Genomic DNA, 25387 nt, shown 5'->3' on the forward strand with positions numbered 1-25387 from the left:
TGCTCAACCATCGTTTGTTGGTGATTGAGCCGCGGAGGAGCGTAGCGACGAGGCGTGTCGAAATCTCCGTCGGCTGATGTCGGGAGGTGGGCACCTCGGAGGTGGCTGCGTTCGGGCGTGATGTTGCTGAGGTTTCGACGACGGTCGGCCTCGCTGGCGCGAGGACGTCCTGGTCCGTCGGATTGAGCTTGTCGAAATCAACCATCGTGGGGGGTGTGTCGTGCTCAACCATCGTGTGGGGTGTGGTTGTTGGTGATTGAGCCGCGGAGGAGCGTAGCGACGACGCGTGTCGAAATCTCCGCAGGCCGACGTTGGAAGGTGGGCACCTCGGTGGTGGGTGCGTTCCGGGGTGATGTTGCAGAGGTTTCGACGGACGGTCGGCCTCGCTAGCGCGAGGACGTCCTGCTCAACCATCGTGGGGGGTGCGTCGTGCTCAACCATCGTGTGGGGAGCGGTTTTTGGTGATTGAGCCGCGGAGGAGCGTAGCGACGACGCGTGTCGAAATCTCCGCAGGCCGACGTTGGAAGGTGACCCGCTCGGAGGTCGCTGCGTTCCGGCGTGACGTTGCAGAGGTTTCGACGGACGGTCGGCCTCGCTAGCGCGAGGACGTCCTGCTCAACCATCGTGTGGGGTGCGTCGTGCTCAACCACCGTGTTGGGTGCGTCGTGCTCGACCATCGTGGGGGCAACGTCGTGCTCAACCACCGTGTTGGGTGTGTCGTGCTCGACCATCGTGTGACGGCGTCTGGCCCAACCATCGTCTGGGATCGTCCTGCTCGACCACCGATGGGGAGACGTCAGCGACGTGGTGCGAGAACGTGATCGGGTCGCATCTGGCGGACACCGGCGCGGTACTTGTCGCAGATCGCGTCGATCAGGGCGGGGTGCGCACCGATCGGACCGGCCACCAGGGAACCCGGGGCCAGGGTGTCGAGCGCCTGCTCGGCGCGCTCGGTCAGCAGACCGGCCGACAGGAAGTACGGGCTCAAGACGATGCGGGTGGCGCCGGCGTAGTGCAGACGACGAACAGCGGTGCGCAGCTTGATGTTCCCGACACCCAATGCGGTGGCGAAGACGACGTCGACCGGCCGGTGCAGACGGGTCGACAGCTCCACCGCACGACGGCGGATGAGACGTTCGGCGCACGGCTGTGACGAACCCACCGCGGTCATCAGGATGCCGTCGTCGGGCCGCATCCCGGCCTCGTGCAGACGGTCGGCCAGCGCCTCGGCCAGCGACGTCGTACCGACGACATCGGTGGTCACGACCGGTGCCGCAGGCGCCGCGTCGGCGATGATCGCAGGCAGGTCGACCGACGAGTGATATCCGGGGGCCAGCAGTAGTGGGACCACCACTGCCGCCCCCGACACCGCGGCCACCTCGTCGGCGACCAGCGGAGAATTCAGATCCAGGTACGAGATCCGCACGGCGACATGCGGCAACTGCCGGGCCACCGCCCGCCGAACCCGGCACGCCGTGTCGGCGAACCGGGGGTCACGGCTGCCGTGCGCGACGAGCAGCAGCGTCGGGGGAGTGCCCGCGGCGCCGCCGCCGGTCACGTCGTCGTGCGGTGCGTTCACACCAGCTCTTTGAGATGCAGCGACGCCAGCGCGTCGCCGACCAGGCCGGCGGCCAGGGTGTTGCCGCCCTGCGGATCGATCAGCAAGAAGCTGCCCGACTCGCGGTTCACCTGGTAGTCGTCGGCCGGGATCGGCTCGGCGGTCTGCACCGAGATCCGACCGATCTGGTTGAGCTCCAGCACATCCGGGGCATCGCTGAGCGTCAGGTTCTGCTCGTCGAACAGGGTGTCCAACGCGCCGACGATGGCCTGGGTGGTACGCGTGCCGTGCTTGAGCAGCAGACGTGCACCGGGGCGCAGCGGCTTGTCGGCCAGCCAGCACACCGTTGCGGTGAACTGCTGGATCGGCTCGGGCGCATCGGTCACCGCACTGATCAGGTCGCCGCGCGAGATGTCGACGTCGTCGGCGAGCAGCAGCGTGACGCTACGACCGGTATGCGCCGTCGACAGCTGGCCGTCGGCGGTGTCGATCTGGGTGATGGTGGTGTGGGTGCCGCTGGGCAGCACCACCACCTCGTCGCCCACACTGACACGACCCGCGGCGATCTGACCGGCGTACCCGCGGTAGTCGGGGTACTCGGCGGTGCGCGGACGGATCACGTACTGCACCGGGAACCGCAGACCCACCTCGTGACGGTCGGTCACGTTCGGCACGGTCTCGAGATGCTCGATCAGCGTGGGACCCGAGTAGTACGGGGTGTTCTCGGACCGCGACGCGATGTTGTCGCCGTGCAGCGCCGACACCGGGATCGAGGTGACCTGCTCGTCCGACCACCCGAGCGTGCGGGTCACTTCGGCGAAATCGGCCTTGATCGAGGCGAACACGGACTCCGCGTCGTCGACCAGATCGATCTTGTTGACCGCGAGCACCAGCTGCGGCACACCGAGCAAGGCCATCACTGCGGCATGGCGCCGCGTCTGGGCGACCACACCGTTACGGGCGTCGACCAGCAGGATCACCAGCTGCGCGGTGGAGGCGCCGGAGACGGTGTTGCGGGTGTACTGCACGTGGCCGGGGGTGTCGGCCAGCACGAAAGAGCGTGCGGGCGTGGCGAAGTAGCGGTAGGCCACGTCGATGGTGATGCCCTGCTCGCGCTCGGCGCGCAGACCGTCGACCAGCAGCGACAGGTCGGGGGTGTCGAGTCCGCGATCGACCGATGCCTTGGTGACGGCGTCGATCTGGTCGGCGAGAACCGATTTCGTGTCGTAGAGCAGCCGGCCGACCAGGGTCGACTTGCCGTCGTCCACACTGCCTGCGGTGGCGATGCGGAGAAGATCAGGGGCCGGGGCGAGGCCCGCGGTGGCGTCGGTCATCAGAAGTATCCTTCTCGTTTACGGTCTTCCATGGCCGCCTCGGACACCCGGTCGTCACCACGGGTGGCGCCACGTTCGGTCAGCCGCGACGCGGCGACCTCGGCGAGTACGGCCTCGTTGTCGGCGGCCTCGGAAAGGACTGCGCCGGTGGTCGATCCGTCACCCACGGTGCGGTAACGCACGGTGCGGGTCTCGACGGTCTCGTTCTCTCGCGGTCCGCCCCACGGACCGCTGGTCATCCACATGCCGTCCCGCGAGTACACCTCACGCTCGTGCGCGTAGTACAGCGGTGCGAGCAGTACCTGCTCGCGGGCGATGTAACGCCAGATGTCGAGTTCGGTCCAGTTGCTCAGCGGGAACACGCGGACGTGCTCACCGGGGGCGTGGCGACCGTTGTAGAGGTTCCACAGCTCCGGACGCTGGCGCTTGGGGTCCCACTGACCGAAGGCGTTGCGCAGCGAGAAGATCCGCTCCTTGGCGCGCGAACGCTCCTCGTCCCGACGGCCACCGCCGAACACCGCGTCGAAGCGGTTCTCGGTGATCGCATCGAGCAGCGGGATGGTCTGCAGCGGGTTGCGGATGCCGTCCGGACGCTCGGTCAGCCGGCCGTCGGCGAGGTACTCCTCGACCGAGGCGACGTGCAGGCGCAGCCCGTGCCGCTCGACGATCTCGTCGCGGAACTGGATGATCTCCGGCAGGTTGTGGCCGGTGTCGACGTGCAGCAACGAGAACGGCAGCGGCGCAGGCCAGAACGCCTTGAGCGCCAGATGCAGCAGGACGGTGGAGTCCTTGCCGCCGGAGAACAGGATCACCGGACGCTCGAACTCGCCGGCCACCTCGCGGAAGATGTGGATGGCCTCGGACTCGAGCGCGTCGAGGGTGGTGAAGTCGTCGGACTCGGCGACGTCGCGGGCGGCGCCGGTCGAGGAATCGGTGATGGTCATGCGTGCAGCCCACATTCTGTCTTGGTGCGGCCGGCCCACCGGCCGCTTCGGGGATCGGATCCGGGTTCGGGTTTGACGGTGCAGGGGGCGCATCCGATCGACGGATACCCCTCCTCGACCAGCGGATTGACCAGCACTCCGTTGTCGGCGATGTAGCCGTTCATCTGCTCGTCCGACCACGGTGCGATCGGATTGATCTTCACCAGACCGAACCCCTCGTCGAAGGAGATCAGCGGGGCGTTGGCCCGGGTCGGGGCCTCCACCCGTCGGATGCCGGTGACCCACGCGTCGAATCGCGCCAGACCGGCCTTGAGCGGAACCACCTTGCGCATCCGGCAGCACTCGCCGGGATCACGCGCGAACAGGTTGCGCCCCAACAGTTCGTCCTGCTCGGCGACGGTGTTCTCGGGGGTCAGGTTGACCAGGTCGACGCCGTACACCTGCTCCACCGCATCACGGGTGCCGATGGTCTCGGCGAAGTGATAGCCGGTGTCGAGGAACAACACCTTCACCGGTGCGCCACCGAGCAGTTCGCGATCGACGTGCTTGACCGCGAGGTCGACCAGTGCGGCGTCCTGCATGTTGGAGGCGACGACGAAGTTGGTGCCGAAGGTCTCCGCGGTCCAGCGCAGCAGATCCTCGGGCGATGCGTCGGCACCGAGTTCGGCGGCACCACGCTCGGCGATCGCCCGCAGCTCGTCCTCGTCGAACCGGCGGCCGGTGTCGGCGTCAGTGGTGGCGGTGGTCATCGGAGTGCCTCCTCTTCTGCACGAACGGCCCACTGGGCGAACCGCTCTCCCTCGTCGCGCTGGTCGATGAAGTTGCGCACCACCCGCTCGATGTAGTCACCGATCTCGGTGGAGAGCACCTTGTGCTGGCGGAGCTTGCGGCCGAAGCCGGAGTCCATGCCCAGGCTGCCGCCGAGGTGTACCTGGAAGCCCTCGGTCTGGCCGCCGTCGCCGTCCTCGACGAGCTGACCCTTGAACCCGATGTCGGCGATCTGCGAACGTGCGCACGAGTTGGGGCAGCCGTTGATGTTGACGGTGATCGGGACGTCGAGTGCGGAGTTGATGTCGGCCAGACGCTGCTCGAGCTCGGGCACCAGCACCTGCGACCGCTTGCGGGTCTCGGTGAACGACAACTTGCAGAACTCGATCCCGCTGCACGCCATCAGGTTCCGACGCCAGTTGGACGGCCGGGCGGAGAGCCCCTGGGCGGCCAGCTCGGTGATGAGCTGCTCCACCTTGTCGTCGGCGACGTCGAGGACGATCAGCTTCTGGTACGGGGTGAAGCGGATGCGGTCGGACCCGGCGCGCTCGGCCGCGTCGGCGACGGCGGTGAGCTTGGACCCCGACACGCGGCCGGCGATCGCGGCGAAACCGACGGCGTTGAGGCCGTTCTTGAGCTTCTGCACGCCGACGTGGTCACGCGGGGCGGTCAGCGGCTCGGGGGCCGGGCCGTCGATCAGCTTGCGGCCCAGGTACTCGTCCTCGAGGACCTGCCGGAACTTCTCGATGCCCCAGTCCTTGATCAGGAACTTCAGGCGGGCCTTGGTGCGCAGGCGGCGGTAACCGTAGTCGCGGAAGATCGAGACCACGCCCTCCCACACATCGGGCACCTCGTCGAGCGGGATCCACGCACCGACCCGTTGCGCGAGCATCGGATTGGTGGACAGGCCGCCACCGACCCACAGGTCCAGTCCCGGACCGTGCTCGGGATGTTCGACACCGATGAAGGCGACGTCGTTGATCTCGTGCGCGACGTCCTGCAGACCGGAGATCGCGGTCTTGAACTTGCGGGGGAGGTTCGAGTACTGCGGGTCGCCGATGTAGCGGCGAACGATCTCGTCGATCGCGGGGGTGGGGTCGAGCACCTCGTCGAGGGCCTCGCCGGCCAGCGGCGAACCGAGAACCACGCGCGGGCAGTCGCCGCACGCCTCGGTGGTCTTGAGGCCCACACCCTCGATGCGCTTCCAGATCTCCGGGACGTCCTCGATCCGGATCCAGTGGTACTGGACGTTCTCGCGGTCGGAGAGATCGGCTGTGTCCCTGGCGAACTCGGTGGAGATCCCGCCGAGGGTGCGCAGCTGCTCGACGTTGAGGGCACCCGCATCGCAGCGGATGCGCATCATGAAGTGGCTGTCTTCGAGGATGTCGATGTTCTCGTCGCCGGTCCAGGTGCCGTCGTAGCCCTCGGCCCGCTGGGTGTAGAGGCCCCACCAGCGCATCCGGCCGCGCAGGTCCTGCTTGTCGATCGACTCGAAGCCCTGGTGGGCGTAGATGTTCTCGATCCGCGCACGCACGTTGAGCGGGTTGTCGTCCTTCTTGGCCTGCTCGTTGGGATTGAGCGGTTCGCGGTAGCCGAGCTTCCACTGCCCCTCGGCACGACGCTTGGCCGGACGGGCCTTCTTGCGCGCCGGACGATCGCCGGTGGCCGCAGCACGGGCCGGGCGATCACCGGTCGCCGCGGCGCGAGCGGGACGCTCGGCGCGGGCCGACGGCGCTGCGGGCTCGGCGGCGGCGTCGCCGGTCGCGGTGATATCGGTCGTAGACGTCATGGATTCTCCTGCGCCGGGGCACGCGTGCTCCGGCCGATCAAGGGCTGGGCAATGAACGTGACGTGACGGCACACCCGCAAACGTGCGGCGGGGCTTCTCGGGGCCGGGAGCGTCGTCTAGAGACGACAGCAAGCGCTGCAGACGCGCTTGAGATCAACGTGGCGTCGAGCTGCGAGCCACACCCCGGGGAAATTCACGTTGCCCATAGTGCCACGTCCATCTGTCGCGCGTCTACTTGGGAATACTTTTCGCCACGCTGAGTCAAAGTCGTTCCATGAGGTACTGCCGGTGACCTCGCACGACGCCGACAGCGACCTTGGACACAACGACGATTGTGCCCGGGTGTATTCCGCGCACCCGGCGCCGAATTGGGGTGGACGGACTTCACGCGCATGATGGACGGGTGAGCAGTATGAGTCCGTCGGTCCCCGACATCTCCGCGTCGGTACCCGAATCGGACATCCGGGCAGCGGCCGCCTCGGTCGACCCCACCGTCGGATTCGGCCTCTACGTCCACGTCCCGTTCTGCGCCACACGCTGCGGCTATTGCGACTTCAACACCTACACCGCCGGTGAGCTCGGCACATCCGCCTCGCCCGAGTCGTGGTTCGACGCCGTGACCGCCGAACTCGACATCGCCGCGGCGGCGCTGAACCCGACGCGGCCGGTGTCGACGATCTTCGTCGGCGGCGGCACCCCGTCGCTGCTCGGCGGCGACGGTCTGGCCCGTCTGCTCGGCGCGATCACGGCCCGATTCGAGCTGACCGACGACGCGGAGGTCACCACCGAGTCGAATCCGGAATCGACGTCGCCGGAGTTCTTCGACACGCTGCGCGCCGCCGGCTACACCCGCATCTCCCTCGGGATGCAGTCGGCCGCCCCGCACGTGCTCGCCACCCTCGACCGCACCCACACCCCGGGCCGGGCCGTGGCCGCTGCCCACGAGGCCGCCGCGGCGGGCTTCGACCACATCAACCTCGACCTCATCTACGGGACCCCGGGGGAGCGCGACGCCGACCTCGACGCCAGCCTCGACGCGGTGCTCGCCGCCCCGGTCGACCACGTGTCGGCCTATGCGCTGATCGTCGAGGACGGCACCGCGCTGGCCCGGCGCGTGCGGCGCGGGGAGATCCCGGCCCCCGACGACGACGTCCTCGCCACCCGCTACACGCGCATCGACGAACACCTCCGCGGCGCCGGCTTCGACTGGTACGAGGTCTCCAACTGGGCGCGCAGCACCGCCGGGCAGTGTCACCACAACCTCGCCTACTGGTACGGCCACGACTGGTGGGGCGTCGGCCCGGGCGCCCACTCGCACATCAACGGGGTGCGCTGGTCGTCGGTGAAACACCCGGCCCGCTATGCCACGACCCTCGCCGGCAACGCCATCCCGGTGGCCTCACACGAGGTGCTGGCCCCCGCCGACCGCCACCTCGAGGCCGTCATGCTCACCACGCGCTGCCGCAGCGGACTGCCGCTGGCCCTGCTCGACACCGCCGAGGCCGCACAGGCACGGCGGCTCGTCGACGACGGATTGCTCGTCGTCGGCGATGACGTCCTCGTGCTCACCGACCGGGGCCGGCTGCTCGCCGATGCGGTGATCCGGGACATCGTCGTGGCCGGCGATCTCGGCTGACGCGGCCCTGCTACCAGCGTTGTTGCGGTGGCGGCGGAGTCCAGCCGGTGGAGCGGGAGGTACGCCGGTGCGCGCCCGCGTCGCGGGTGGCCGGATCCCGCGGTGTGTCGGAGACGATCGGCAGCGCCTGGGCGTCGCCGAGCTGCTCGTCGAGGGTCGGGGCGCCCGGCCGCAGGTCGAAGGCGTCGAGGTCGAGCATCCGCGCGTGGATCACATGCCGGTTGCGCAGCGCCGAACGCACCGCGCGGTGCAGGCCGTCCTCGAGGTACATCTCACCCTGCCAGCGCACCACGTGCGAGAACAGGTCGCCGTAGAAGGTGGAGTCCTCGCTGAGGAGTCGATCGAGCGCCAGGACGGTGGTCACCGTCACCAGTTCGTCGAGCCGGAACTGACGGGGTGGGATCTTGGCCCAGCCCCGCGGGCTGAGTCCGTGGTCGGGATAGGGCTTGCCCTCCCGAACCCCCTTGAAGATCATGGTGATTCGTCCTGTGCTGGGTCCTCACCTGCGGTGACGCGTGATCAGGCGGCTCGCCGGCATCACGCACCGCCGAGGTGCGCTGCGGTTTCGTAGAATGGATCTCACCCACTGTATGGCAGACAGCGGGACCGAGAGGAGGTCTGGCCGGTGTCGAGCACCGATGATCGACGGTTCGAGGTTCTGCGCGCGATCGTCACCGACTTCGTCTCCACGCAGGAGCCGATCGGCTCGAAGGCACTGGTGGAGCGTCACCAGCTGGGAGTGTCGAGCGCGACGGTCCGCAACGACATGGCGGTACTGGAGGCAGAGGGATACATCGCCCAGCCGCACACCAGTTCCGGTCGCGTGCCGACGGACAAGGGTTACCGGATGTTCGTCGACCGGATCAGCGAGGTCAAGCCGTTGTCGGCGGCCGAACGCCGCGCGATCCTGTCGGTCCTGGATTCCGGGGTCGACCTCGACGACGTGCTGCGCCGCTCGGTGCGGCTGCTCGCGCATCTGACCCGACAGGTCGCGGTGATCCAGTATCCGGTGCTCTCGACCGCCACCGTCCGGCACCTGGAGGTGGTGTCGCTGACCCCGTCGCGGCTGCTGCTCGTGGTGATCACCGACACCGGCCGCGTCGAACAGCGCATGGTGGCCCTGGCCCACGAACTCACCGACGACGAGACCGCGCGCCTGCGGGACATGTTCTCCGAGGCCCTCGACGGCAAACGGCTCGAGGAGGCGTCGGCGTCGGTGGCCGAACTGGCCAACGCCGCCCCCGAAGACCTGCGTCAGGCCGTGGTCACCGTGGCCACGGTGCTGGTGGAGACCCTGGTCGAACGCGGCGAGGACCGGCTGGTGCTCGGCGGCACGTCCAACCTGGCGCGTGCGGCGGCGGATTTCGCGCCCAGCTACGGCGGCATGGACTCTGTGCTCGAGGCGCTCGAAGAGCAGGTGGTGGTGCTCAAACTGCTCGCCACCACCCAGCGGATGGGTCGGGTGACGGTTCAGATCGGTGAGGAGACCCAGACCGAGAACCTGCGTGGTACCTCGGTGGTGTCCACGGGGTACGGTGCTTCGGGCACCGTGTTCGGCAGTGTCGGCGTGGTCGGGCCCACCCGCATGGACTATCCGGGAACCATTGCGTCGGTGGCCGCCGTTGCCAAGTACGTGGGCGAGGTACTCGCCGAACGGTGAGCCCGCGGCCGGGCGTCCCCGGGCCGGAATCGGCCCTGCGGAACGCTTCAGGCTGCGCAACCAGTGAGTTTGTGAGAACGAAGGACCGAGACGACCGTGGCAACTGACTACTACGGACTGCTGGGCGTTGCCAAGGGCGCGACCGATCAGGAGATCAAGCGCGCCTACCGGAAGAAGGCCCGGGAGCTGCACCCCGACGTCAACCCCGGCGAGGAGGACCGCTTCAAAGAGGTCACCACCGCCTATGAGGTGCTCAGCGATCCGGAGAAGCGCCGCATCGTCGACGCCGGTGGCGACCCGCTCGCGGGCCCCGGCCAGGGCGGCTTCGCCGGTGGATTCGGTGGCGGTGGCCTCGGCGACGTGTTCGAGGCGTTCTTCGGCGGCGGTGGCGGAGGCTTCGGTGGCGGCTTCGGCGCCGGCCGTGGGCCCCGCTCGCGGGTCCAGCCGGGCGAGCCCGCCCTGGTCGGCGTGGAACTCGACCTCGAGGAGTGTGCGGCCGGGGTCAACAAGGAACTGACCGTCGACACCGCGATCCTGTGCGAGGTCTGCAAGGGTGCGGGCACCAACGGTGACTCCAAGCCGGTCTCCTGCGACACCTGCCACGGTGCCGGTGAGATCCAGGCGGTCCAGCGCTCCCTGCTGGGCCAGGTGATGACCGTGCGCGAATGCCCCACCTGCCACGGTGTCGGCGAGATCATTCCCGATCCGTGTCGCAAGTGCGGTGGCGAGGGCCGCGTCCGCTCGCGCCGCACCATGACCGTCCGCATCCCGGCCGGGATCGAATCCGGCATGCGGGTGCGTCTGGCCGGTCAGGGCGAGGTCGGTCTCGGCGGCGGTCCCGCCGGTGACCTCTACGTCGAGATCACCGAACGTCCGCACGAGGTGTTCATCCGGGACAAGGACGATCTGCACTGCACGCTGCGTGTGCCGATCGTCGACGCCGCGCTCGGTGGCACCTTCGACGTGCAGACCATCCTCGGCGACGCCGTCACCGTCACCATCGACGCCGGCACCCAGCCCGGGCAGGTCGTCAAACTGCGCGGTCAGGGTATGCCGCACGTGAACACCGGTGTGCGTGGCAACCTGCACGTGCACCTGGACGTGACGGTGCCCACCAAGCTGGATTCGGCACAGACCGAGGCGCTCAAGAAGTTCCGGGATGCCTCCGACGACTCGATCGACCTGGTCACCACCGCAGCGGCGGCCGCACCGGGCGGACTGTTCTCCCGGCTGCGCAACGCCTTCGCCGGCCGCTGATCGGATCGGCGTGAGCCCACCGCTGTTCTGGGTCGACGACGTCCCCTCCGCCGGGGCGCAGGCCACGCTGTCGGGGCCCGAGGGCCGGCACGCGGTGACCGTCGCACGGCTGCGTGTCGGCGAGCCCGTCCTGCTCGGCGACGGCGCCGGATCGCTGGCCACCTGTGAGGTGACCGGCATCGGCGGCAAGGACACCCTCCATGCCCGCGTCGGCCGCTACGAGTTCACCGACCGGGCCACACCCCTGGTCACGGTGGTGCAGGCGCTGCCCAAATCAGAACGGTCCGAACTGGCCGTCGACCTCGCCACCGAAGCCGGTGCCGACCGGATCGTCCCCTGGCAGGCGGCCCGTTGTGTGTCCCGATGGACCGGCAAGGCCGACAAGGGGGTCGCCAAGTGGACCGCCGCGGCGTCGGCGGCCGCCAAACAGAGCCGACGCCCCTGGATTCCAGAGGTCACCGACCTGGCGACGACGACCGACGTCCGTGCCCGCTGCGCCGAGGTCGTGGGCGCCGGTGGGGTGGTGGCGGTGCTGCACGAGGAGGCCGCCGAACCGCTGCGCGACCTGCCGCTGGCAGATGCACCCGAGGTGGTGCTGGTGGTGGGGCCCGAAGGGGGCCTCGACGACGCCGAGATCGCCGACCTCACCGCACTCGGTGCGCGACCGGTGATCCTGGGCCCGGAGGTCCTGCGCACCTCGACCGCGGCGGCGGTGGCACTCGGTGCGATCGGCGCACTGACCGACCGGTGGGCCCGATGACCCCAACCGGACCGCGACGACCCGACGAGCATGAAACCCCGACGACGATGAGAACCCGAAAACGATGAAGCCCCGAGAACGATGAAGCCCCGAAAACGATGAAGCGCTGTGCGGTCCACCGATCCCGGGTGCACTACGCCGACGGACCCTCGCAGTTCGGGCACCTGTACCACGCCGCCGATCAGGCCGACCGGCCCGAGGTGATGCGTCCGATCGTGCTCGTCCACGGTGGCTACTGGACCACCGAGTTCGCGCTGACCATCGAGACCGCGATCGCCCGGCAGTACGCCGAACGCGGTGCGCTGGTGTGGAACATCGAGTACCGCCGGGTCGGGGAGGAGGGCGGCGGCTGGCCGAACACCGGACGCGACGTCGTCGCCGCGATCGGCGCCCTCGACGGCCCGGTCCGCGCGGGTCTGGACCCTGACGTGGCCGCCCGGGTCGACTGGGATGCGGTGGCCGTCGTCGGTCATTCCGCCGGTGGGCAACTGGCGGTGTGGGCCTCCGCCCAGCTCGGTGCGCGCACCGCCACCACCCGGATCGACACCGTCGTCGCGCAGGCCGCGGCACTGGATCTCGTTGCGGCAGGCCGGGTTGCGCGACCGTCGGTGGTCAACCTGCTCGGCGGCCCCTACGAGTCCCGCCCGGAACGGTATCGCTCGGCGTCGCCGGTGGATCTCGAGCCGATCGACGCCCACATCGTGGTGATCCACGGCGACAAGGACACCGCGATCGCGGTGGAGCACAGCCGCGAGTACGTACGCCGGGTCGCCGAGCGCGGGCAGTCGGTGGAGCTCATCGTCGTCGGCGAGGAAGGCCACGACGCCTTCGTGGACCCGCGTAGCGCGTGCAATCGGCGGACGATCCGCGCACTGGGTCTGTGAACCGTCGATGCGCGAACCGGAATATTCGGTGGTGGGTGCGTCGGTGGCGAGGGATAGACTGACAACACCCCGACGCCCGGGACACCACGTTCCGGGCGTGCCCCGAACTTTTCAGGAGTGATCTCATACGTGAGTGACGACGACCCCGACGTGAGCGCCGCCAAGCGCGGGACCCCACCGGGCCGACCTGTGGTCACATCGAATGTCGAGGTTCCCTCCGAGGTGGTGTTCGGGCTACTCGGTGCCAGTGATGTCAACCTGCGCACCCTGGAACAACTGCTGCCCGCCGACATCCACGTCCGCGGCGATCAGATCACCCTTCGCGGAACGGCTGCCGACGTCGCAGCCTCCGAGCGGGTGATCGCCGAACTGGTCGACCTCGTCGGGCGGGGCACCCCGCTGACCCCGGATCTGGTGCGGCACAGCGTGTCGATGCTGTCCGAGGGGGTCTCGGAGTCGCCGGCGGATGTGTTGTCGCTGGACATCCTGTCCCGGCGCGGCAAGACCATCCGGCCCAAGACGCTCAACCAGAAGAAGTACGTCGACGCGATCGACGACAACACCATCGTGTTCGGGCTCGGTCCCGCGGGTACCGGCAAGACCTATCTGGCGATGGCGAAGGCCGTGCAGGCGCTGCAGGCCAAGGACGTCACCCGGATCATCCTCACCCGCCCGGCGGTGGAGGCCGGTGAACGTCTGGGATTCCTGCCCGGCACGCTCAGCGAGAAGATCGACCCGTACCTCCGGCCGCTGTACGACGCCCTGCACGACATGATGGATCCGGAGTCGATCCCCAAGCTCATGGCGGCCGGGGTGATCGAGGTGGCGCCGCTGGCGTACATGCGGGGACGCGCGCAACCGGTGTCCACGCCCGTACTGACACCGTCGGGTTTCCGTCCGATCGGTGAGCTGCGCGTCGGGGACGAGGTGATCGGCTCGGACGGACGCCCCACCGAGGTCCTCGGTGTGTACCCGCAGGGGTTCAAGGACATCGTGCGGGTGACGACTCAGGACGGCTCGACCACCTTGTGTTCGACCGACCACCTGTGGTCGGTGTACACGCGGTCCGATCGCCACAGCGGTGCGGGACCGAGGGTCCTCGAGACCAAGGAGATGATCGGGAACCTCCGTGCCGCGCACGGTCTCCGATACGAACTCCCGCTGCTGAGTGCGCCGGTCGACTTCGCGTCGCAGCCGGTTCCGCTCGACCCGTATCCGCTCGGGCTCCGGCTCGGAGCCGGCGGCACGGCCGCTCAGACCACGACGTCCACCACCGATCCCGCACCGGGGGAGACCGCGATCTCGGAGTCCATCCCACGGCAGTACCTGTTCAACACCGCAGATGTTCGGCTCGCGGTGTTGCAGGGACTCATGGACACCGATGACGGCCTCGTGATCGCGGCGGCACGAACCCCGCTGGTGCAGTACACGACGGTGTCGGATCGGCTGGCCGACGATGTCACGTTCCTCGTGCAGTCCTTGGGTGGCGTCGTCTCCCGGCGTATCCGTGTCGCGGAGGGCCGGACAGCCGGAGGAGCCGGGGGCCGCGCCGTCGCCGACGACCATGTACTCGACATCCGCCTGCCGGCCGGGATGATCCCGTTCCGGTCGGTCGGGAAGATCGCGGAGTACGCGGTCACCGAGTCCGACCAGCCCGAACGCTACATCGAGTCGATCGAATCGGCCGGTACCGACGAGGCCGTGTGCATCCGGGTCGCGGCAGCGGATTCGCTGTATGTGACAGAGGATTTCCTGCTGACCCACAACACGCTCAACGATGCCTTCATCATCCTGGACGAGGCGCAGAACACCACCGGCGAGCAGATGAAGATGTTCCTGACACGCCTCGGGTTCGGCTCGAAGGTCGTGGTGACCGGCGACGTCACCCAGGTGGACCTACCCGGTGGGGCGCAGAGCGGTCTGGTGGCCGCCAGCCGCATCCTCGAGGGGATCGACGACATCCACTTCTCGATTCTCACGAGTGCAGATGTGGTGCGACACAGGCTCGTTGCCGACATCGTCGACGCCTACGGACGTGCCGAAGAGGCCGAACGCGCCAACCCGCGACTCCGCGACACCGACCGACTGCCCGGAAACCGCGCCGCCCGGCGCGCTGGAAACCATGGACGACGCTCATGAGTATCGAATTCGCCAACGAATCCGGGGTCGACGTCCCCGCCGACCTCGTGCTGGACGCCGCCCGGTTCGCGATCGCCGCGATGGACGTCCATCCCGGCGCCGAACTGTCGGTGCTGTGTGTGGACGAGCCGACGATGGCCGACATGCACGTGCAGTGGATGGACCTGCCCGGCCCCACCGACGTGATGAGCTTCCCGATGGACGAGCTGGTGCCCGGTGCCCGGCCCGACGCCGCCGAACCCGGCCCGGCGATCCTCGGCGACATCGTCCTGTGCCCGGAGTTCGCGGCCAAGCAGGCCCGCGAGGCGCACCGGTCCTTCGAACACGAGCTGGCGATGCTCACCGTCCACGGCGTGCTCCACCTCCTCGGCTACGACCACGCCGAGCCCGAGGAGGAGAAGGAGATGTTCGGTCTGCAGAACCAGCTGCTCGAAGAGTTCTACGCCGAACGTCACCGCGCCGCGCAACGACAACGACAGTCCGACCGGGACAGCCGGTTGTTGACCAACATCGGGTTCACCGAGACCGCCGGAGGTGAATCCGGTCCCGCGCTCGGTGGCGCGACCCCGGACGAACGGTGAGTACCACCACCGACATCTGGCTCGGGATCTGCGCGATCCTGCTCGTCGCGCTCAGCGGGGTCTTCGCCGCCGCCGACACCGCCGTCTCCACCGTCTCGATGGCGCGCGTGGAGGACATGGTCAAAGAGCACCGCGCCGGTGCGGCCCGGCTGGTGAAAGTGCTCGAATCGCGGGCCACCTATGTGGGTCTGGCGGTTCTGCTGCGGGTGGTCTGCGAGACCGCCGCGGTGGCCTTCATCGCGGTGATCGCCGTCGACGGGCTCGGTCTGGGCTGGGGTCTGACCGTGACCATCCTCGGGATGGCGGTGGTGTCGTATGTGGCTGCCGGGGTGGGTCCGCGCACGCTGGGACGTCAGCATGCCTACTCGATCTCGCTGATGTCGGCGGCCGTGCTGCAGGCCATCGGTGTGCTCCTCAAGCCGGTGACCCGCCTGCTGATCCTGATCGGCAACGGCCTGACCCCGGGCAAGGGATTCCGCAACGGTCCGTTCGCCACCGAGGTGGAGGTGCGTGAGGTCGTCGACCTGGCCGAGGCCCGCGGCGTCGTCGATGCCGACGAGCGCCGGATGATCCAGTCGGTCTTCGATCTCGGTGACACCAATGCCCGCGAGGTGATGGTGCCGCGCCCGGAGATGATCTGGATCGAACACGACAAGACCGCCGCACAAGCGGTCAGCCTGGCCGTGCGCAGCGGCCATTCGCGAATACCGGTGATCGGCGAGAACCCCGACGACATCCTCGGCGTCGTCTATCTGAAAGACCTCGTCGCCCAAGGCCTCTCCGGAAACGACGGCAAGACCGTCCCGGTGGCCGAGATGATGCGGCCGGCCGAGTTCATCCCCGACTCCAAACCCCTCGACAAGGTGCTCGAGGACATGCGCCGCACCCACAACCACATGGCACTGCTCGTCGACGAGTACGGCGGTATCGCCGGGCTGGTGACCATCGAGGACGTCCTCGAGGAGATCGTCGGTGAGATCACCGACGAGTACGACACCGGCGAGGTCGCGCCCGTCGAGGACCTCGGTGACGGCAGCTACCGGGTCTCGGCACGACTGCCCGTCGAGGACCTCGGCGAATTGTTCGACGTCGACATCGACGACGACGAGGTGGAGACCGTCGGCGGCCTGGTGGGGCTGGAACTGGGCCGGGTGCCGCTGCCCGGCGCCCAGGTGTTCAGCCACGGCCTGCACCTGGTGGCCGAGGGCGGGCCCAACCGGCAGGGGCGTCAACGTATCACCACCGTGGTGGTGACCCGCGCCGAACCCCGTGTCGCCGAATCCGATACCGACCGCACCGAATACCCTGAGCACGCCGACCACCGATCCCCGGACAACCGATCTGGGGACAACCCACGCAAGGAGGCGATGTGAGCGAAGCGCTCACCGACGAGGACCAGAAACTGGTGGTCCTGGCCCGCGGCGCGCGTGGCCGCGCCCAGTCCGTCTCCGGGGCGGCGGTGCGCGACGGCGACGGCCGCACCTACGCCGGCGCCGACGTCACCACCACCACGCTGACGTTGTCGGCGTTGCAGGTCGCCGTCGCCACCGCCCTGTCGAGCGGTGCCGAATCGTTCGAGGCCGCAGTGGTCGTCGGCGGAGACCCCGACGACCCGGGCCGCGCCACCCTCGCCGAGATCAGCCCGGCCGCGGCCCTCGTCGTCACCGACCCGGCCGGTACGCCGCTGACCCTTCTGGATGCCCAGGGATGAGCGAATTCCGTTCCGGCTTCGTGTGTTTCGTCGGCCGGCCGAACACCGGCAAATCCACCCTCACCAATGCGCTGGTGGGGGAGAAGATCGCGATCACCTCCAACCGGCCGCAGACCACCCGTCACACCATCCGGGGCATCGTCAACCGCCCCGACGCACAACTCGTGCTGGTGGACACCCCCGGCCTGCACCGTCCGCGCACCCTGCTCGGCCAGCGCCTCAACGACCTGGTCCGCGACACCTACTCCGAGGTCGACCTGATCGGCGTGTGTATCCCCGCCGACGAGAAGATCGGTCCGGGCGACCGCTGGATCGTCGAGCAGGTGCGTCAGATGGCGCCGGGGACCACCGTGCTGGGCATCGTCACCAAGATCGACACCGTCGGCCAGGAGAAGGTGGCCGCCCAGCTGCTGGCACTGTCGCAACTGCTGGGTCCGTCGTCGGAGGTGGTGCCGGTGTCGGCGCGCTCCGGCAGGCAGATGGACGTCCTCGGCGATGTCCTGGTCTCGCTGATGGAGCCGGGCCCCGCGTTCTACCCGGACGGCGAGCTCACCGACGAGCCCGAGCAGGTGCTGATGGCGGAGTTCATCCGTGAGGCGGCGCTCGAGGGTGTGCACGACGAACTGCCGCATTCGCTGGCGGTGGTGATCGAGGAGATCATCCCGCGCGAGGATCGCACCCCCGAGCAGACGCCGATGGTCGACGTCCATGCGATTCTGTACGTCGAGCGCGACAGCCAGAAGGGCATCATCATCGGCAAGAAGGGTGCCCGGCTCAAGGCGGTGGGTACCGCCGCGCGCGGCCAGATCGAGGCGCTGCTGGGGGTCAAGGTGTACCTCGACCTGCACGTCAAGGTCGCCAAGGACTGGCAGCGTGATCCAAAACAGTTGGGGCGCATGGGTTTCTGAGTTGCGCCCCACCGACCGGAGGGAGAACATCGGGTGGGCAAGCATGAGGTGGGCGGGGAGTCCGACACAGTCGTGACCCCCGATGTGGGCGCCCACGAGGCACACGAGGTGGAGGCCCAGGCCACCAAGACCATCTCCGAGGTTCTCGGCTCACCCCGCTTCTGGCTGATGCCGGTGCTGCTGGTCGTGGTCGTCATGTCGTTCATGGCGGCGCTGTACATGGGTGCCATCGCCGACCCCGAGAAGAACCTGCACGACTTCCCGATCGCGCTCGTCGACGAGGACTCCGGCGGCACCCTCGACAACGGTGACGGCACCACCACCGCCGTCGACTACGGCAAACAGGTCGGCGACGGGATCATCACCAACGCCGCCGAGAGCGGGATCGTGGTGCACCGCGCCGACCGCACCACCGCCCTCAACGAACTCAACTCGGGCACGGTCTACGGCGTCGTCGTGATCGGACCCAATTTCACCAACTCCACCATCTCCCTGGGCCGGGCCGCCGTGCTGACCGCGCGGCCGGACCCGGTGACCATCGACATCTACATCAACCGCGGGTCGGGCACCTTCGCCTCGGCGATCACCACGACCTTCGCCGAGCGGGTGTCGGAGCAGGTCAACGACCAGATGGGCGAACAGCTCACCGCGACGGTGCGGTCCCAGCTGGCCAAGGCCGGCGTCAACTTCTCCGGCGCGGCGCAGCTGGCGCTGTGGAATCCGGTGAAGGTCGACATCATCGAACCGACGCCGCTGCCGGACGGCTCCGGGAACGGATTGTCGGCCTTCTACTACACGTTGCTGCTGATCCTGGCCGGGTTCACCGGCGCGATGATGGTGAGCATCGTCGTCGACGGAATCCTGGGTCAGACGCCGGTCGAGTTCGGTCCCTTCTACCAACTGCGGATGCGTCTGGCGATCTCCCGATGGGGCACCCTGGCCGCCAAGTGGACGGTGATGGCGATCATCGCCGTGATCCAGTCGGCCCTGTTCATCGGTGTGTGTGCGGCCGTCGGTACCTCCCTGCCCAATGCGTTCTCGCTGTGGCTGTTCGGGACGCTGGTGATCTTCGCGGTCGGGGTGTCGGCGAGTTCGATGATGGCCGTGTTCGGCAATGCCGGCCTGATCGTCAACCTCGTGTTCTTCGTGATCCTCGGTCTGCCGTCGTCGGGCGGGACGGTCCCCTTGGAGGCCAGTCCGAGAATCTTCGAGTGGATCGCCGCGATCGAGCCGATGCACCTGGTCTACCTGGGCGCCAGGGCGATCCTGTTCTTCGACGCCGACTGGGACGCCGGGCTCGGACGCTCGGTGATCCAGACCTTCGTCGGGCTGGGCGTCGGGCTGTTGCTGGGATGGTTGGGCACCAAGTTCTACGACCGCAAGGGATGGCATCGTTACCCCGGCGGCATGCAGTTGCCGGCGAGGCTGGCCGCCGCACTGGACAAGACCGGCACCCCGACCATCACCGTCCCGGCACCGCATCACGTCGCCGGGACGGCACCGCGCAGGGTTGCTGCCGGTCAGTCCGTTCTGAATCCCGGACCCGACGAGGTGCCGAGTGATGAGGTTGCGGTGCCGAGTGATGAGGGTGCGAACGACGGGGCACCGAACGACGGGGCGCCGAGCGACGGGGTGCCGAACGACGGGGCCGCCGCCGGGGCACGATCCGACGAGTCGTCGGGGGAGGCGGAGCCCGACGAGACCCGGGTGTGAGCAGGATGCGGAGTGTCCCGGCCACGCGCCGTCGGTGCGCGGTGGGACAATGACCCGGTGAGGTTCTACCGGGATGAGGCCGTCGTGCTGCGCCAGCACAAGCTGGGCGAGGCCGACCGGATCATCACGTTGCTCACCGCCGAGCACGGACTGGTGCGTGCGGTCGCCAAGGGCGTGCGCCGCACCCGCTCCAAGTTCGGGGCGCGGCTGGAGCCCTTCGCACATGTCGATGTGCACCTCTATCCGGGGCGCAGCCTGGACGTGATCACCCAGGTGGACAGCCTGCACGCGTTCTCCGACGCGATCGTCGCCGACTACGCCCGCTACACCACCGCATGCGCGGTGCTGGAGACCGCCGAGCGTCTGGCCGGTGAAGAACGTGCACCGGCACCGCGGCTGCACCGGCTCACCGTCGGCGCGCTGGAAGCCCTCGCCGACCATCGACGACCCAACCAGCTGATCCTCGACGCCTACCTGCTGCGCGCGATGCACTGCGCCGGCTGGATGCCCGCCCTGGAGGTGTGTGCCCGCTGCGCGCAGCCCGGGCCGCACCGTGCGTTCCACGTCGCCGCCGGGGGTGCGGTGTGCCTGCACTGCCGCCCGCCCGGTGCCGCGACGCCCTCGCCCGGGGTGCTGGATCTGATGGAGGCGATGTTCGCCGGACAGTGGGAGGCCACCGAGTCGGCAACCGACGGGCTGCGTCGTCAGGCCAGCGGACTGATCGCCGCCCACCTGCAATGGCACCTCGAGCGTCAGCTGCGCACCCTGCCGCTGATCGAGCGGGCAGCTCCCCATAGGCTGGTCGAGGAAGCGGTGAGAGGAGTCGGCTGATGGCGCTACGTCCCGGATCGTCGGCACGCAAGGCCGGTGCGACCCGGCCGGTGACGGTGCGTCCGCCCGACCCGCACCCCAGCGGTGCGAAACCACCTGCGTTGCCTGCCGAATTCGTGCCCAAGCACGTCGCATTGGTGATGGACGGCAACGGTCGCTGGGCCACCGAACGGGGTCTTCCGCGCACCGAGGGGCACAAACGCGGTGAGGCCGTCCTGATGGACACCGTGTGTGGCTGTATCGATCTGGGCGTGAAATGGCTCTCGGCGTATGCCTTTTCCACCGAGAACTGGTCGCGGAGCCCGGACGAGGTGAAGTTCCTGATGGGCTTCAACCGCGATGTGATCCGTCGTCGGCGTGACGAGATGAACGAGATGGGTGTGCGGGTTCGGTGGGCCGGGCGTCGGCCTCGCCTGTGGCGCAGCGTCATCAAGGAGCTCGAGGTCGCCGAGGAACTGACCCGTGACAACGACGTGATGACGCTGACGATGTGCGTCAACTACGGCGGTCGAGCCGAGATCGCCGATGCCGCAAGGGAGATCGCCCGTCGGGCTGCAGCCGGGGAAATCGACCCGGAACGGATCAACGAGCAGTCGTTCGCCAAGTACCTCGACGAGCCGGACATGCCCGACGTCGACCTGTTCCTGCGACCGTCGGGGGAGCAGCGTATCTCCAACTTCCTGTTGTGGCAGTCGGCGTACGCCGAGATGGTGTACCAGGAGAAGCTGTTTCCCGATTTCGATCGTCGCGATCTGTGGGATGCGTGCGTCGAGTACGCCAAGCGTGACCGACGGTTCGGCGGGGTCAAACCGCAATGAGTCCGGAAACTCCTGCTGCCGAACCGATCTCACGCGTACGCGACCTGCTTGCCGAGGTCGGCGAGGTGGTGGACTCCGACGCCGACTCGGTGGTCGTGCGTGTGGGCCGGACCCGCGCATCGGTGCGGGCGATCGACCTCGCCGAGGAACTGCGGGTACTGACCATCACCCAGCTGATCGCACTGAATCTCCCCAATACACCCGAACTACGAGACGACGTCGAAAACCACGACGCCCGACTCAGTTTCGGCAGTCTGCGGCGGTCCGATCCGGAAGGGGTGACCACCGATGTCCTGCTGTACTACACGTTTCCCTTCGGTGGGCTCGCCGACATCGGATTGCTGACCGTCCTGCATCTCGTGCTGACCACCGGCGCCGAGGTCGCGGGGGAACTCGTCGGCGGCTGACCGCGCCGCCGAGGGCCCGGTGAACGTGTTCGGGGGCCCGGTGAACGTGTTCGGGGGCCCACTGAACGTGTTCGGGGGCCCAGTCAACGGATCCGGGGGCCCACTCAACGGGTTGGGGTGCCCACTGAACGGGTTGGGGTGCCCACTGAACGGGTTGGGGTGCCCGGTCAGCGGGTTGGGGTGCCCGGTCAGCGGGTTGGGGTGCCCGGTGAACGCATTCGGGTGCCCGGTGAACGGATTCGGGGGCCCAGTCAACGGGGTCGGGTCCCGGCCGAGGTGGTCGGCGGACCACCGATCGTCTACTCGGGACGGCACTCCGCGCAGCGGCCGAACACCTCGACGGTGTGGTTGATGTCGGTGAAGCCGTGTTCGGCGGCGACCTTGGCGGCCCAGCGTTCGACCGGTTCGGCCTGCACCTCGACGGTGGTGCCGCACTCGCGACACACCAGGTGATGGTGGTGACCCGACGAGCAGTGACGGTAGCGGGTCTCACCGGAGCCATCCCACAGCGCGTCGATCTGACCGGACTGGGACAACGCCTGCAGGTTGCGATAGACGGTGGTCAGCCCGATCGACTCACCTCGGGCCTTGAGCGCCTCGTGGAGTTCCTGTGCCGACCGGAAGTCGTCGCTGGCTGCCAGTGCGTCGGCGATCGCGGCCCGCTGCCGGGTGGACCGGACACCGGTGACCGGCCGGTCCTTGGCGGCCGCGCCCTCGGTGTCGACCGATCCTTCTGCAACCGATCCTCGTGTGGTGGATGACTCTGTACTCATGATCGCGTCCCGACGTCGGTGTGGGCATGCGGCTCGGCATCGGAGGGATGCGCCGGGTCGGTGGGGGCGGTGGTGCCGTGCACCCGGGGCTCGGTGGTCTGGTCGCGGGGCTCGGCAGCATGCGCCAGCGCATCGGTGACGATGTGCGCGAGGTGGTCGTCGAGGAGTTCGTACATGATCTCGCGGCCGTTGCGGTGTCCACGCACCACGCCCGCGTCCTTGAGCACCCGCAGGTGCTGGGACACCAGTGGCTGGCTCAGGCCGAGGCCGCCGACCAGCTCGTGCACGCATTTCGCGCTCTCCTGCAGCGACAGCACGATCGCGATCCTGGTGGGGGCGGCCAGGGCGCGCAGCAGGTCGCTGGCGGCTTCTCGGGCTGCGGCGTCCCGGGGACCGATCGTCGGGTCACAGGGTTGGGGAGACGGCTCCATGCCGACCATCTTATGGGAATTCGTTGTCATTTGGGGGCGGCCTGGGCACGCTCGTCGATCCGTGGCCCGACGGGCGATCAGCGCGTCGGGCGCACCGGGAAGGCATCCCGCCCGAGAATCGTGTTGCAGGCGCCCGACCCGCCCTCGAATCCGGTGAGGTAGGCCTGCTCGCGGGCGTCGGCATTGCCGTGGCCTGCGCTGCCGCCGATCGAGCGCATCAGCTCGCGCCCACCGTCGACGGCGTCGTCGTCGAGCATGTCCTGCTCGATGTACCAGGCCGTGGCCGCCCCCGACCAGCAGTCGGCGGAACGCTCGAGCGGGAGCATGCGGCGGGTGTCGCGGATGGCCGAGGTCTCCACCGGCATCAGCCCCGCCTTCTCCTGGAAGCCGTGTGCCGACTCGTGGGCCAGCAGGACGATCGCGTCGACGTCGTCGGAGACCAGTTCGCGGTCGGTCCGCGGCACCACGAAGGTGTAGCGGTCGCAGTGGTGCAGCCCGATCGCCAGCGGTGCGGTGTTGGCGTAGACGCAGACGCCGTCGGTGGTGCGGCTCGGGTACACCCCCGCGGCATCGGGACGTGTCACCACGGTGGCCTCGACGACGTCGGAGGCACCCCAGCTGTCGAGCCAGCGATCGGTGAAGGCGGCGCCACACTGCAGTGATTTCTCGAATCCCCGGTCGCCGCAGGCCGCCATACTCGGCACCACCTCGACCGTTCCGCCGGGAATCGCCTGGGCGGGTGCGGCCTGCGAGCCGATCAGCCCGAGGGCTCCCGCCGCGACGTCGGTCATCACCGTGCGGACCCGCCGCGAGAAGAACCCCACCGAGCCGGTCCCCACCGCGAAAGTCTGCGTCGTCTTCTTCGTCATGTCGCCCTCCCGGCACATCGCTCGCAACGGGCGAATCGCCCCCACCGTCGAATTCGGACCAGCCTGTCAGGCGTCCCCATTTGCGGTGGCGGCGGGCCGTTGGGTGGACGATTCTGAGACGTCACCGGCTGAGGCTAGGCTGTAACGGTCGCCGGTTGCGTTCGCGGATCCGGCACCGACCTGTTCCAACGTCAGTGGAGAGCGATTACTCGTGGCCGCCGCCCCGTCCAAAGTCGAAGCCGTCGTCAACCTCGCCAAGCGGCGAGGCCTGGTCTACCCGAGTGGTGAGATCTACGGCGGTACGCGTTCGGCGTGGGACTACGGCCCACTCGGCGTGGAGCTGAAGGAGAACATCAAGCGCCAGTGGTGGCGTTCGATGGTGACCAGCCGCGACGACGTCGTCGGTCTGGACTCGTCGGTCATCCTTCCCCGTCAGGTGTGGGAGGCCTCCGGTCACGTCGAGGTGTTCACCGACCCGCTGGTGGAGTCGCTGCACACCCACAAGCGCTACCGTGCCGACCACCTGATCGAGGCGTACGAGCTCAAGCACGGCCATCCGCCGGTCAACGGCCTGGCCGACATCAACGACCCGGAGACCGGCCAGCCCGGCAAGTGGACCGAGCCCAAGGCGTTCAGCGGTCTGATGAAGACCTTCCTCGGTCCCGTCGACGACGAGGAAGGGATGCACTACCTGCGTCCGGAGACCGCGCAGGGCATCTTCGTCAACTTCAAGAACGTGATGACCACCGCGCGCAAGAAGCCGCCGTTCGGCATCGCCCAGATCGGCAAGAGCTTCCGCAACGAGATCACCCCGGGCAACTTCATCTTCCGTACCCGCGAGTTCGAGCAGATGGAGATGGAGTTCTTTGTCAAGCCGGGCGAGGACGAGGAATGGCACCAGTACTGGATCGACACCCGGTTCAACTGGTACACCGATCTCGGCATCGACCCGGAGAACCTGCGGCTCTACGACCACCCGAAGGAAAAGCTGTCGCACTACTCCAAGCGCACCGTCGACGTGGAGTACAAGTTCGGTTTCTCCGGCAATCCGTGGGGTGAGCTCGAGGGCGTGGCCAACCGCACCGACTTCGACCTGTCGACCCACGCCAAGCACTCCGGTGAGGACCTGTCGTTCTTCGACCAGGCCGCCGGTGAGCGCTACACCCCGTTCGTGATCGAGCCGGCAGCCGGCCTGACCCGCTCGGTGATGGCCTTCCTGTGCGACGCACTGACCGAGGAAGAGGTGCCGAACGCCAAGGGTGGCACCGACACCCGCACCGTGCTGCGGCTCGACCGACGCCTCGCGCCGGTCAAGGTCGCGGTGCTGCCGCTCTCGCGCAACGAGAAGCTCTCGCCCAAGGCGAAGGACCTGGCCGCCGAACTGCGCAAGCACTGGAACGTCGAGTTCGACGATGCCCAGGGCATCGGCAAGCGCTACCGCCGCCAGGACGAGATCGGTACCCCGTTCTGTGTGACCGTCGACTTCGACACCCTCGACGACCAGGCCGTCACCGTGCGCGAGCGCGACACGATGAGCCAGGAGCGGGTGGCGCTCGACAAGGTCTCCGAGTACCTCGGCGGCAAGCTCCTCGGTTCCTGATCGGGGAACTTCCGCC

General features: G+C 68.4%; 23 protein-coding genes and 1 pseudogene. 15 read left to right on the plus strand and 9 right to left on the minus strand.

All coding sequences use genetic code 11. The annotated features are described in order from the left end of the window. Positions 1–796 precede the first annotated feature (796 nt). Genes Q9K23_RS22155 through Q9K23_RS22175 form a run of 5 tightly spaced genes read right to left on the minus strand, consistent with a single transcriptional unit; the run spans position 797 to position 6393 of the window. Positions 797–1579 carry a CbiX/SirB N-terminal domain-containing protein gene (locus Q9K23_RS22155; RefSeq protein ID WP_261977968.1) on the minus strand — a complete coding sequence of 261 codons (783 nt, stop codon included), beginning with the start codon at positions 1577–1579 and terminating at the stop codon, positions 797–799. Then, entirely contained in the window at positions 1576–2892 is a 1317-nt protein-coding gene (locus Q9K23_RS22160; protein ID WP_020792013.1) for a GTP-binding protein, read from the minus strand. The genes Q9K23_RS22155 and Q9K23_RS22160 overlap by 4 nt, the downstream gene beginning before the upstream one ends. After that, positions 2892–3836: a sulfate adenylyltransferase subunit CysD gene (gene cysD / locus Q9K23_RS22165; protein ID WP_020792011.1), complete on the minus strand. Its 945-nt coding sequence runs from the start codon at positions 3834–3836 to the stop codon at positions 2892–2894. Before cysD ends, Q9K23_RS22160 begins: the two co-directional genes overlap by 1 nt. Then, positions 3833–4585: a phosphoadenylyl-sulfate reductase gene (locus Q9K23_RS22170; protein WP_020792014.1), complete on the minus strand. Its 753-nt coding sequence runs from the start codon at positions 4583–4585 to the stop codon at positions 3833–3835. Before Q9K23_RS22170 ends, cysD begins: the two co-directional genes overlap by 4 nt. After that, on the minus strand, positions 4582–6393 hold the full coding sequence (locus tag Q9K23_RS22175) for a nitrite/sulfite reductase (protein ID WP_053777585.1): 1812 nt from the start codon (positions 6391–6393) through the stop codon (positions 4582–4584). Before Q9K23_RS22175 ends, Q9K23_RS22170 begins: the two co-directional genes overlap by 4 nt. A 412-nt stretch (positions 6394–6805) precedes the next feature. On the opposite strand from Q9K23_RS22175, the gene hemW reads away from it, so the two are divergent. Continuing rightward, positions 6806–8029, plus strand: coding sequence for a radical SAM family heme chaperone HemW (gene hemW, locus Q9K23_RS22180; protein ID WP_082365928.1), 1224 nt, complete (start codon positions 6806–6808; stop codon positions 8027–8029). A 10-nt stretch (positions 8030–8039) separates the two neighbouring features. Here the strand turns inward: hemW and Q9K23_RS22185 are convergent, their stop codons facing one another. Further along, complete coding sequence (locus tag Q9K23_RS22185; protein WP_053777584.1) at positions 8040–8504, minus strand: type II toxin-antitoxin system VapB family antitoxin; 465 nt, start codon at positions 8502–8504, stop codon at positions 8040–8042. A 150-nt stretch (positions 8505–8654) separates the two neighbouring features. Between Q9K23_RS22185 and hrcA the strand changes: the two genes are divergently transcribed. The 13 genes and pseudogenes from hrcA to Q9K23_RS22250 all read left to right on the plus strand — a co-directional run bounded on the left by hrcA (position 8655) and on the right by Q9K23_RS22250 (position 21698). Continuing rightward, complete coding sequence (gene hrcA / locus Q9K23_RS22190) at positions 8655–9689, plus strand: heat-inducible transcriptional repressor HrcA (RefSeq protein ID WP_020793831.1); 1035 nt, start codon at positions 8655–8657, stop codon at positions 9687–9689. A 96-nt stretch (positions 9690–9785) separates the two neighbouring features. Continuing rightward, positions 9786–10946: a molecular chaperone DnaJ gene (dnaJ, locus tag Q9K23_RS22195; protein WP_053777583.1), complete on the plus strand. Its 1161-nt coding sequence runs from the start codon at positions 9786–9788 to the stop codon at positions 10944–10946. A 10-nt stretch (positions 10947–10956) separates the two neighbouring features. Further along, entirely contained in the window at positions 10957–11706 is a 750-nt protein-coding gene (locus tag Q9K23_RS22200) for a 16S rRNA (uracil(1498)-N(3))-methyltransferase (protein ID WP_053777582.1), read from the plus strand. A 98-nt stretch (positions 11707–11804) separates the two neighbouring features. After that, a complete protein-coding gene (locus Q9K23_RS22205) occupies positions 11805–12590 on the plus strand; it encodes a prolyl oligopeptidase family serine peptidase (RefSeq protein ID WP_053777581.1) in 786 nt (261 codons plus the stop codon). Positions 12591–12719: 129 nt separating this feature from the next. Further along, positions 12720–14729, plus strand: a complete 2010-nt coding sequence (locus tag Q9K23_RS22210; RefSeq protein WP_053777617.1) for a PhoH family protein — start codon at positions 12720–12722, stop codon at positions 14727–14729. After that, positions 14726–15310 carry an rRNA maturation RNase YbeY gene (gene ybeY / locus Q9K23_RS22215; protein WP_020789569.1) on the plus strand — a complete coding sequence of 195 codons (585 nt, stop codon included), beginning with the start codon at positions 14726–14728 and terminating at the stop codon, positions 15308–15310. Before Q9K23_RS22210 ends, ybeY begins: the two co-directional genes overlap by 4 nt. Then, entirely contained in the window at positions 15307–16683 is a 1377-nt protein-coding gene (locus tag Q9K23_RS22220) for a hemolysin family protein (RefSeq protein ID WP_020789571.1), read from the plus strand. Before ybeY ends, Q9K23_RS22220 begins: the two co-directional genes overlap by 4 nt. Further along, positions 16680–17021: a cytidine deaminase gene (locus tag Q9K23_RS22225; RefSeq protein WP_053777580.1), complete on the plus strand. Its 342-nt coding sequence runs from the start codon at positions 16680–16682 to the stop codon at positions 17019–17021. The genes Q9K23_RS22220 and Q9K23_RS22225 overlap by 4 nt, the downstream gene beginning before the upstream one ends. After that, complete coding sequence (era, locus tag Q9K23_RS22230) at positions 17018–17929, plus strand: GTPase Era (protein WP_020792331.1); 912 nt, start codon at positions 17018–17020, stop codon at positions 17927–17929. Before Q9K23_RS22225 ends, era begins: the two co-directional genes overlap by 4 nt. A 72-nt stretch (positions 17930–18001) precedes the next feature. Then, positions 18002–19357 (plus strand): annotated as a pseudogene (locus Q9K23_RS22235) (DUF3533 domain-containing protein); the annotation flags it as partial. A gap of 342 nt (positions 19358–19699) precedes the next feature. Continuing rightward, positions 19700–20473, plus strand: coding sequence for a DNA repair protein RecO (gene recO, locus Q9K23_RS22240; protein WP_053777616.1), 774 nt, complete (start codon positions 19700–19702; stop codon positions 20471–20473). After that, entirely contained in the window at positions 20473–21291 is an 819-nt protein-coding gene (locus Q9K23_RS22245) for an isoprenyl transferase (protein WP_020793107.1), read from the plus strand. Before recO ends, Q9K23_RS22245 begins: the two co-directional genes overlap by 1 nt. After that, positions 21288–21698 carry a hypothetical protein gene (locus tag Q9K23_RS22250; protein ID WP_020793106.1) on the plus strand — a complete coding sequence of 137 codons (411 nt, stop codon included), beginning with the start codon at positions 21288–21290 and terminating at the stop codon, positions 21696–21698. Before Q9K23_RS22245 ends, Q9K23_RS22250 begins: the two co-directional genes overlap by 4 nt. A 299-nt stretch (positions 21699–21997) precedes the next feature. On the opposite strand, the gene Q9K23_RS22255 is transcribed toward Q9K23_RS22250, so the two are convergent. The 3 genes from Q9K23_RS22255 to Q9K23_RS22265 form a co-directional block, all read right to left on the minus strand. Further along, complete coding sequence (locus tag Q9K23_RS22255; protein ID WP_020793104.1) at positions 21998–22471, minus strand: Fur family transcriptional regulator; 474 nt, start codon at positions 22469–22471, stop codon at positions 21998–22000. Next, positions 22468–22902: a metalloregulator ArsR/SmtB family transcription factor gene (locus tag Q9K23_RS22260; RefSeq protein WP_238403493.1), complete on the minus strand. Its 435-nt coding sequence runs from the start codon at positions 22900–22902 to the stop codon at positions 22468–22470. Before Q9K23_RS22260 ends, Q9K23_RS22255 begins: the two co-directional genes overlap by 4 nt. Before the next feature lie 77 nt (positions 22903–22979). Continuing rightward, entirely contained in the window at positions 22980–23771 is a 792-nt protein-coding gene (locus Q9K23_RS22265) for a hypothetical protein (RefSeq protein ID WP_305950283.1), read from the minus strand. Between the two features lie 211 nt (positions 23772–23982). On the opposite strand from Q9K23_RS22265, the gene Q9K23_RS22270 reads away from it, so the two are divergent. Beyond that, positions 23983–25371, plus strand: a complete 1389-nt coding sequence (locus Q9K23_RS22270) for a glycine--tRNA ligase (protein WP_053777578.1) — start codon at positions 23983–23985, stop codon at positions 25369–25371. Positions 25372–25387 lie beyond the last annotated feature (16 nt).

It is taken from the genome of Gordonia sp. NB41Y, assembly GCF_030718915.1.
In the GTDB taxonomy this organism is placed as follows: domain Bacteria; phylum Actinomycetota; class Actinomycetes; order Mycobacteriales; family Mycobacteriaceae; genus Gordonia; species Gordonia desulfuricans.

What these genes read in the sequence shown, in the direction of transcription:
- Q9K23_RS22160 (WP_020792013.1), bottom strand. Translation starts at nt 2,892, where the DNA reads ATGACCGACGCCACCGCGGGCCTCGCCCCGGCCCCTGATCTTCTCCGC.
- cysD (WP_020792011.1), bottom strand. Translation starts at nt 3,836, where the DNA reads ATGACCATCACCGATTCCTCGACCGGCGCCGCCCGCGACGTCGCCGAG.
- Q9K23_RS22170 (WP_020792014.1), bottom strand. Translation starts at nt 4,585, where the DNA reads ATGACCACCGCCACCACTGACGCCGACACCGGCCGCCGGTTCGACGAG.
- Q9K23_RS22175 (WP_053777585.1), bottom strand. Translation starts at nt 6,393, where the DNA reads ATGACGTCTACGACCGATATCACCGCGACCGGCGACGCCGCCGCCGAG.
- hemW (WP_082365928.1), top strand. Translation starts at nt 6,806, where the DNA reads ATGAGTCCGTCGGTCCCCGACATCTCCGCGTCGGTACCCGAATCGGAC.
- Q9K23_RS22185 (WP_053777584.1), bottom strand. Translation starts at nt 8,504, where the DNA reads ATGATCTTCAAGGGGGTTCGGGAGGGCAAGCCCTATCCCGACCACGGA.
- Q9K23_RS22205 (WP_053777581.1), top strand. Translation starts at nt 11,805, where the DNA reads ATGAAGCGCTGTGCGGTCCACCGATCCCGGGTGCACTACGCCGACGGA.
- ybeY (WP_020789569.1), top strand. Translation starts at nt 14,726, where the DNA reads ATGAGTATCGAATTCGCCAACGAATCCGGGGTCGACGTCCCCGCCGAC.
- era (WP_020792331.1), top strand. Translation starts at nt 17,018, where the DNA reads ATGAGCGAATTCCGTTCCGGCTTCGTGTGTTTCGTCGGCCGGCCGAAC.
- Q9K23_RS22245 (WP_020793107.1), top strand. Translation starts at nt 20,473, where the DNA reads ATGGCGCTACGTCCCGGATCGTCGGCACGCAAGGCCGGTGCGACCCGG.
- Q9K23_RS22250 (WP_020793106.1), top strand. Translation starts at nt 21,288, where the DNA reads ATGAGTCCGGAAACTCCTGCTGCCGAACCGATCTCACGCGTACGCGAC.
- Q9K23_RS22255 (WP_020793104.1), bottom strand. Translation starts at nt 22,471, where the DNA reads ATGAGTACAGAGTCATCCACCACACGAGGATCGGTTGCAGAAGGATCG.
- Q9K23_RS22260 (WP_238403493.1), bottom strand. Translation starts at nt 22,902, where the DNA reads ATGGAGCCGTCTCCCCAACCCTGTGACCCGACGATCGGTCCCCGGGAC.
- Q9K23_RS22265 (WP_305950283.1), bottom strand. Translation starts at nt 23,771, where the DNA reads ATGACGAAGAAGACGACGCAGACTTTCGCGGTGGGGACCGGCTCGGTG.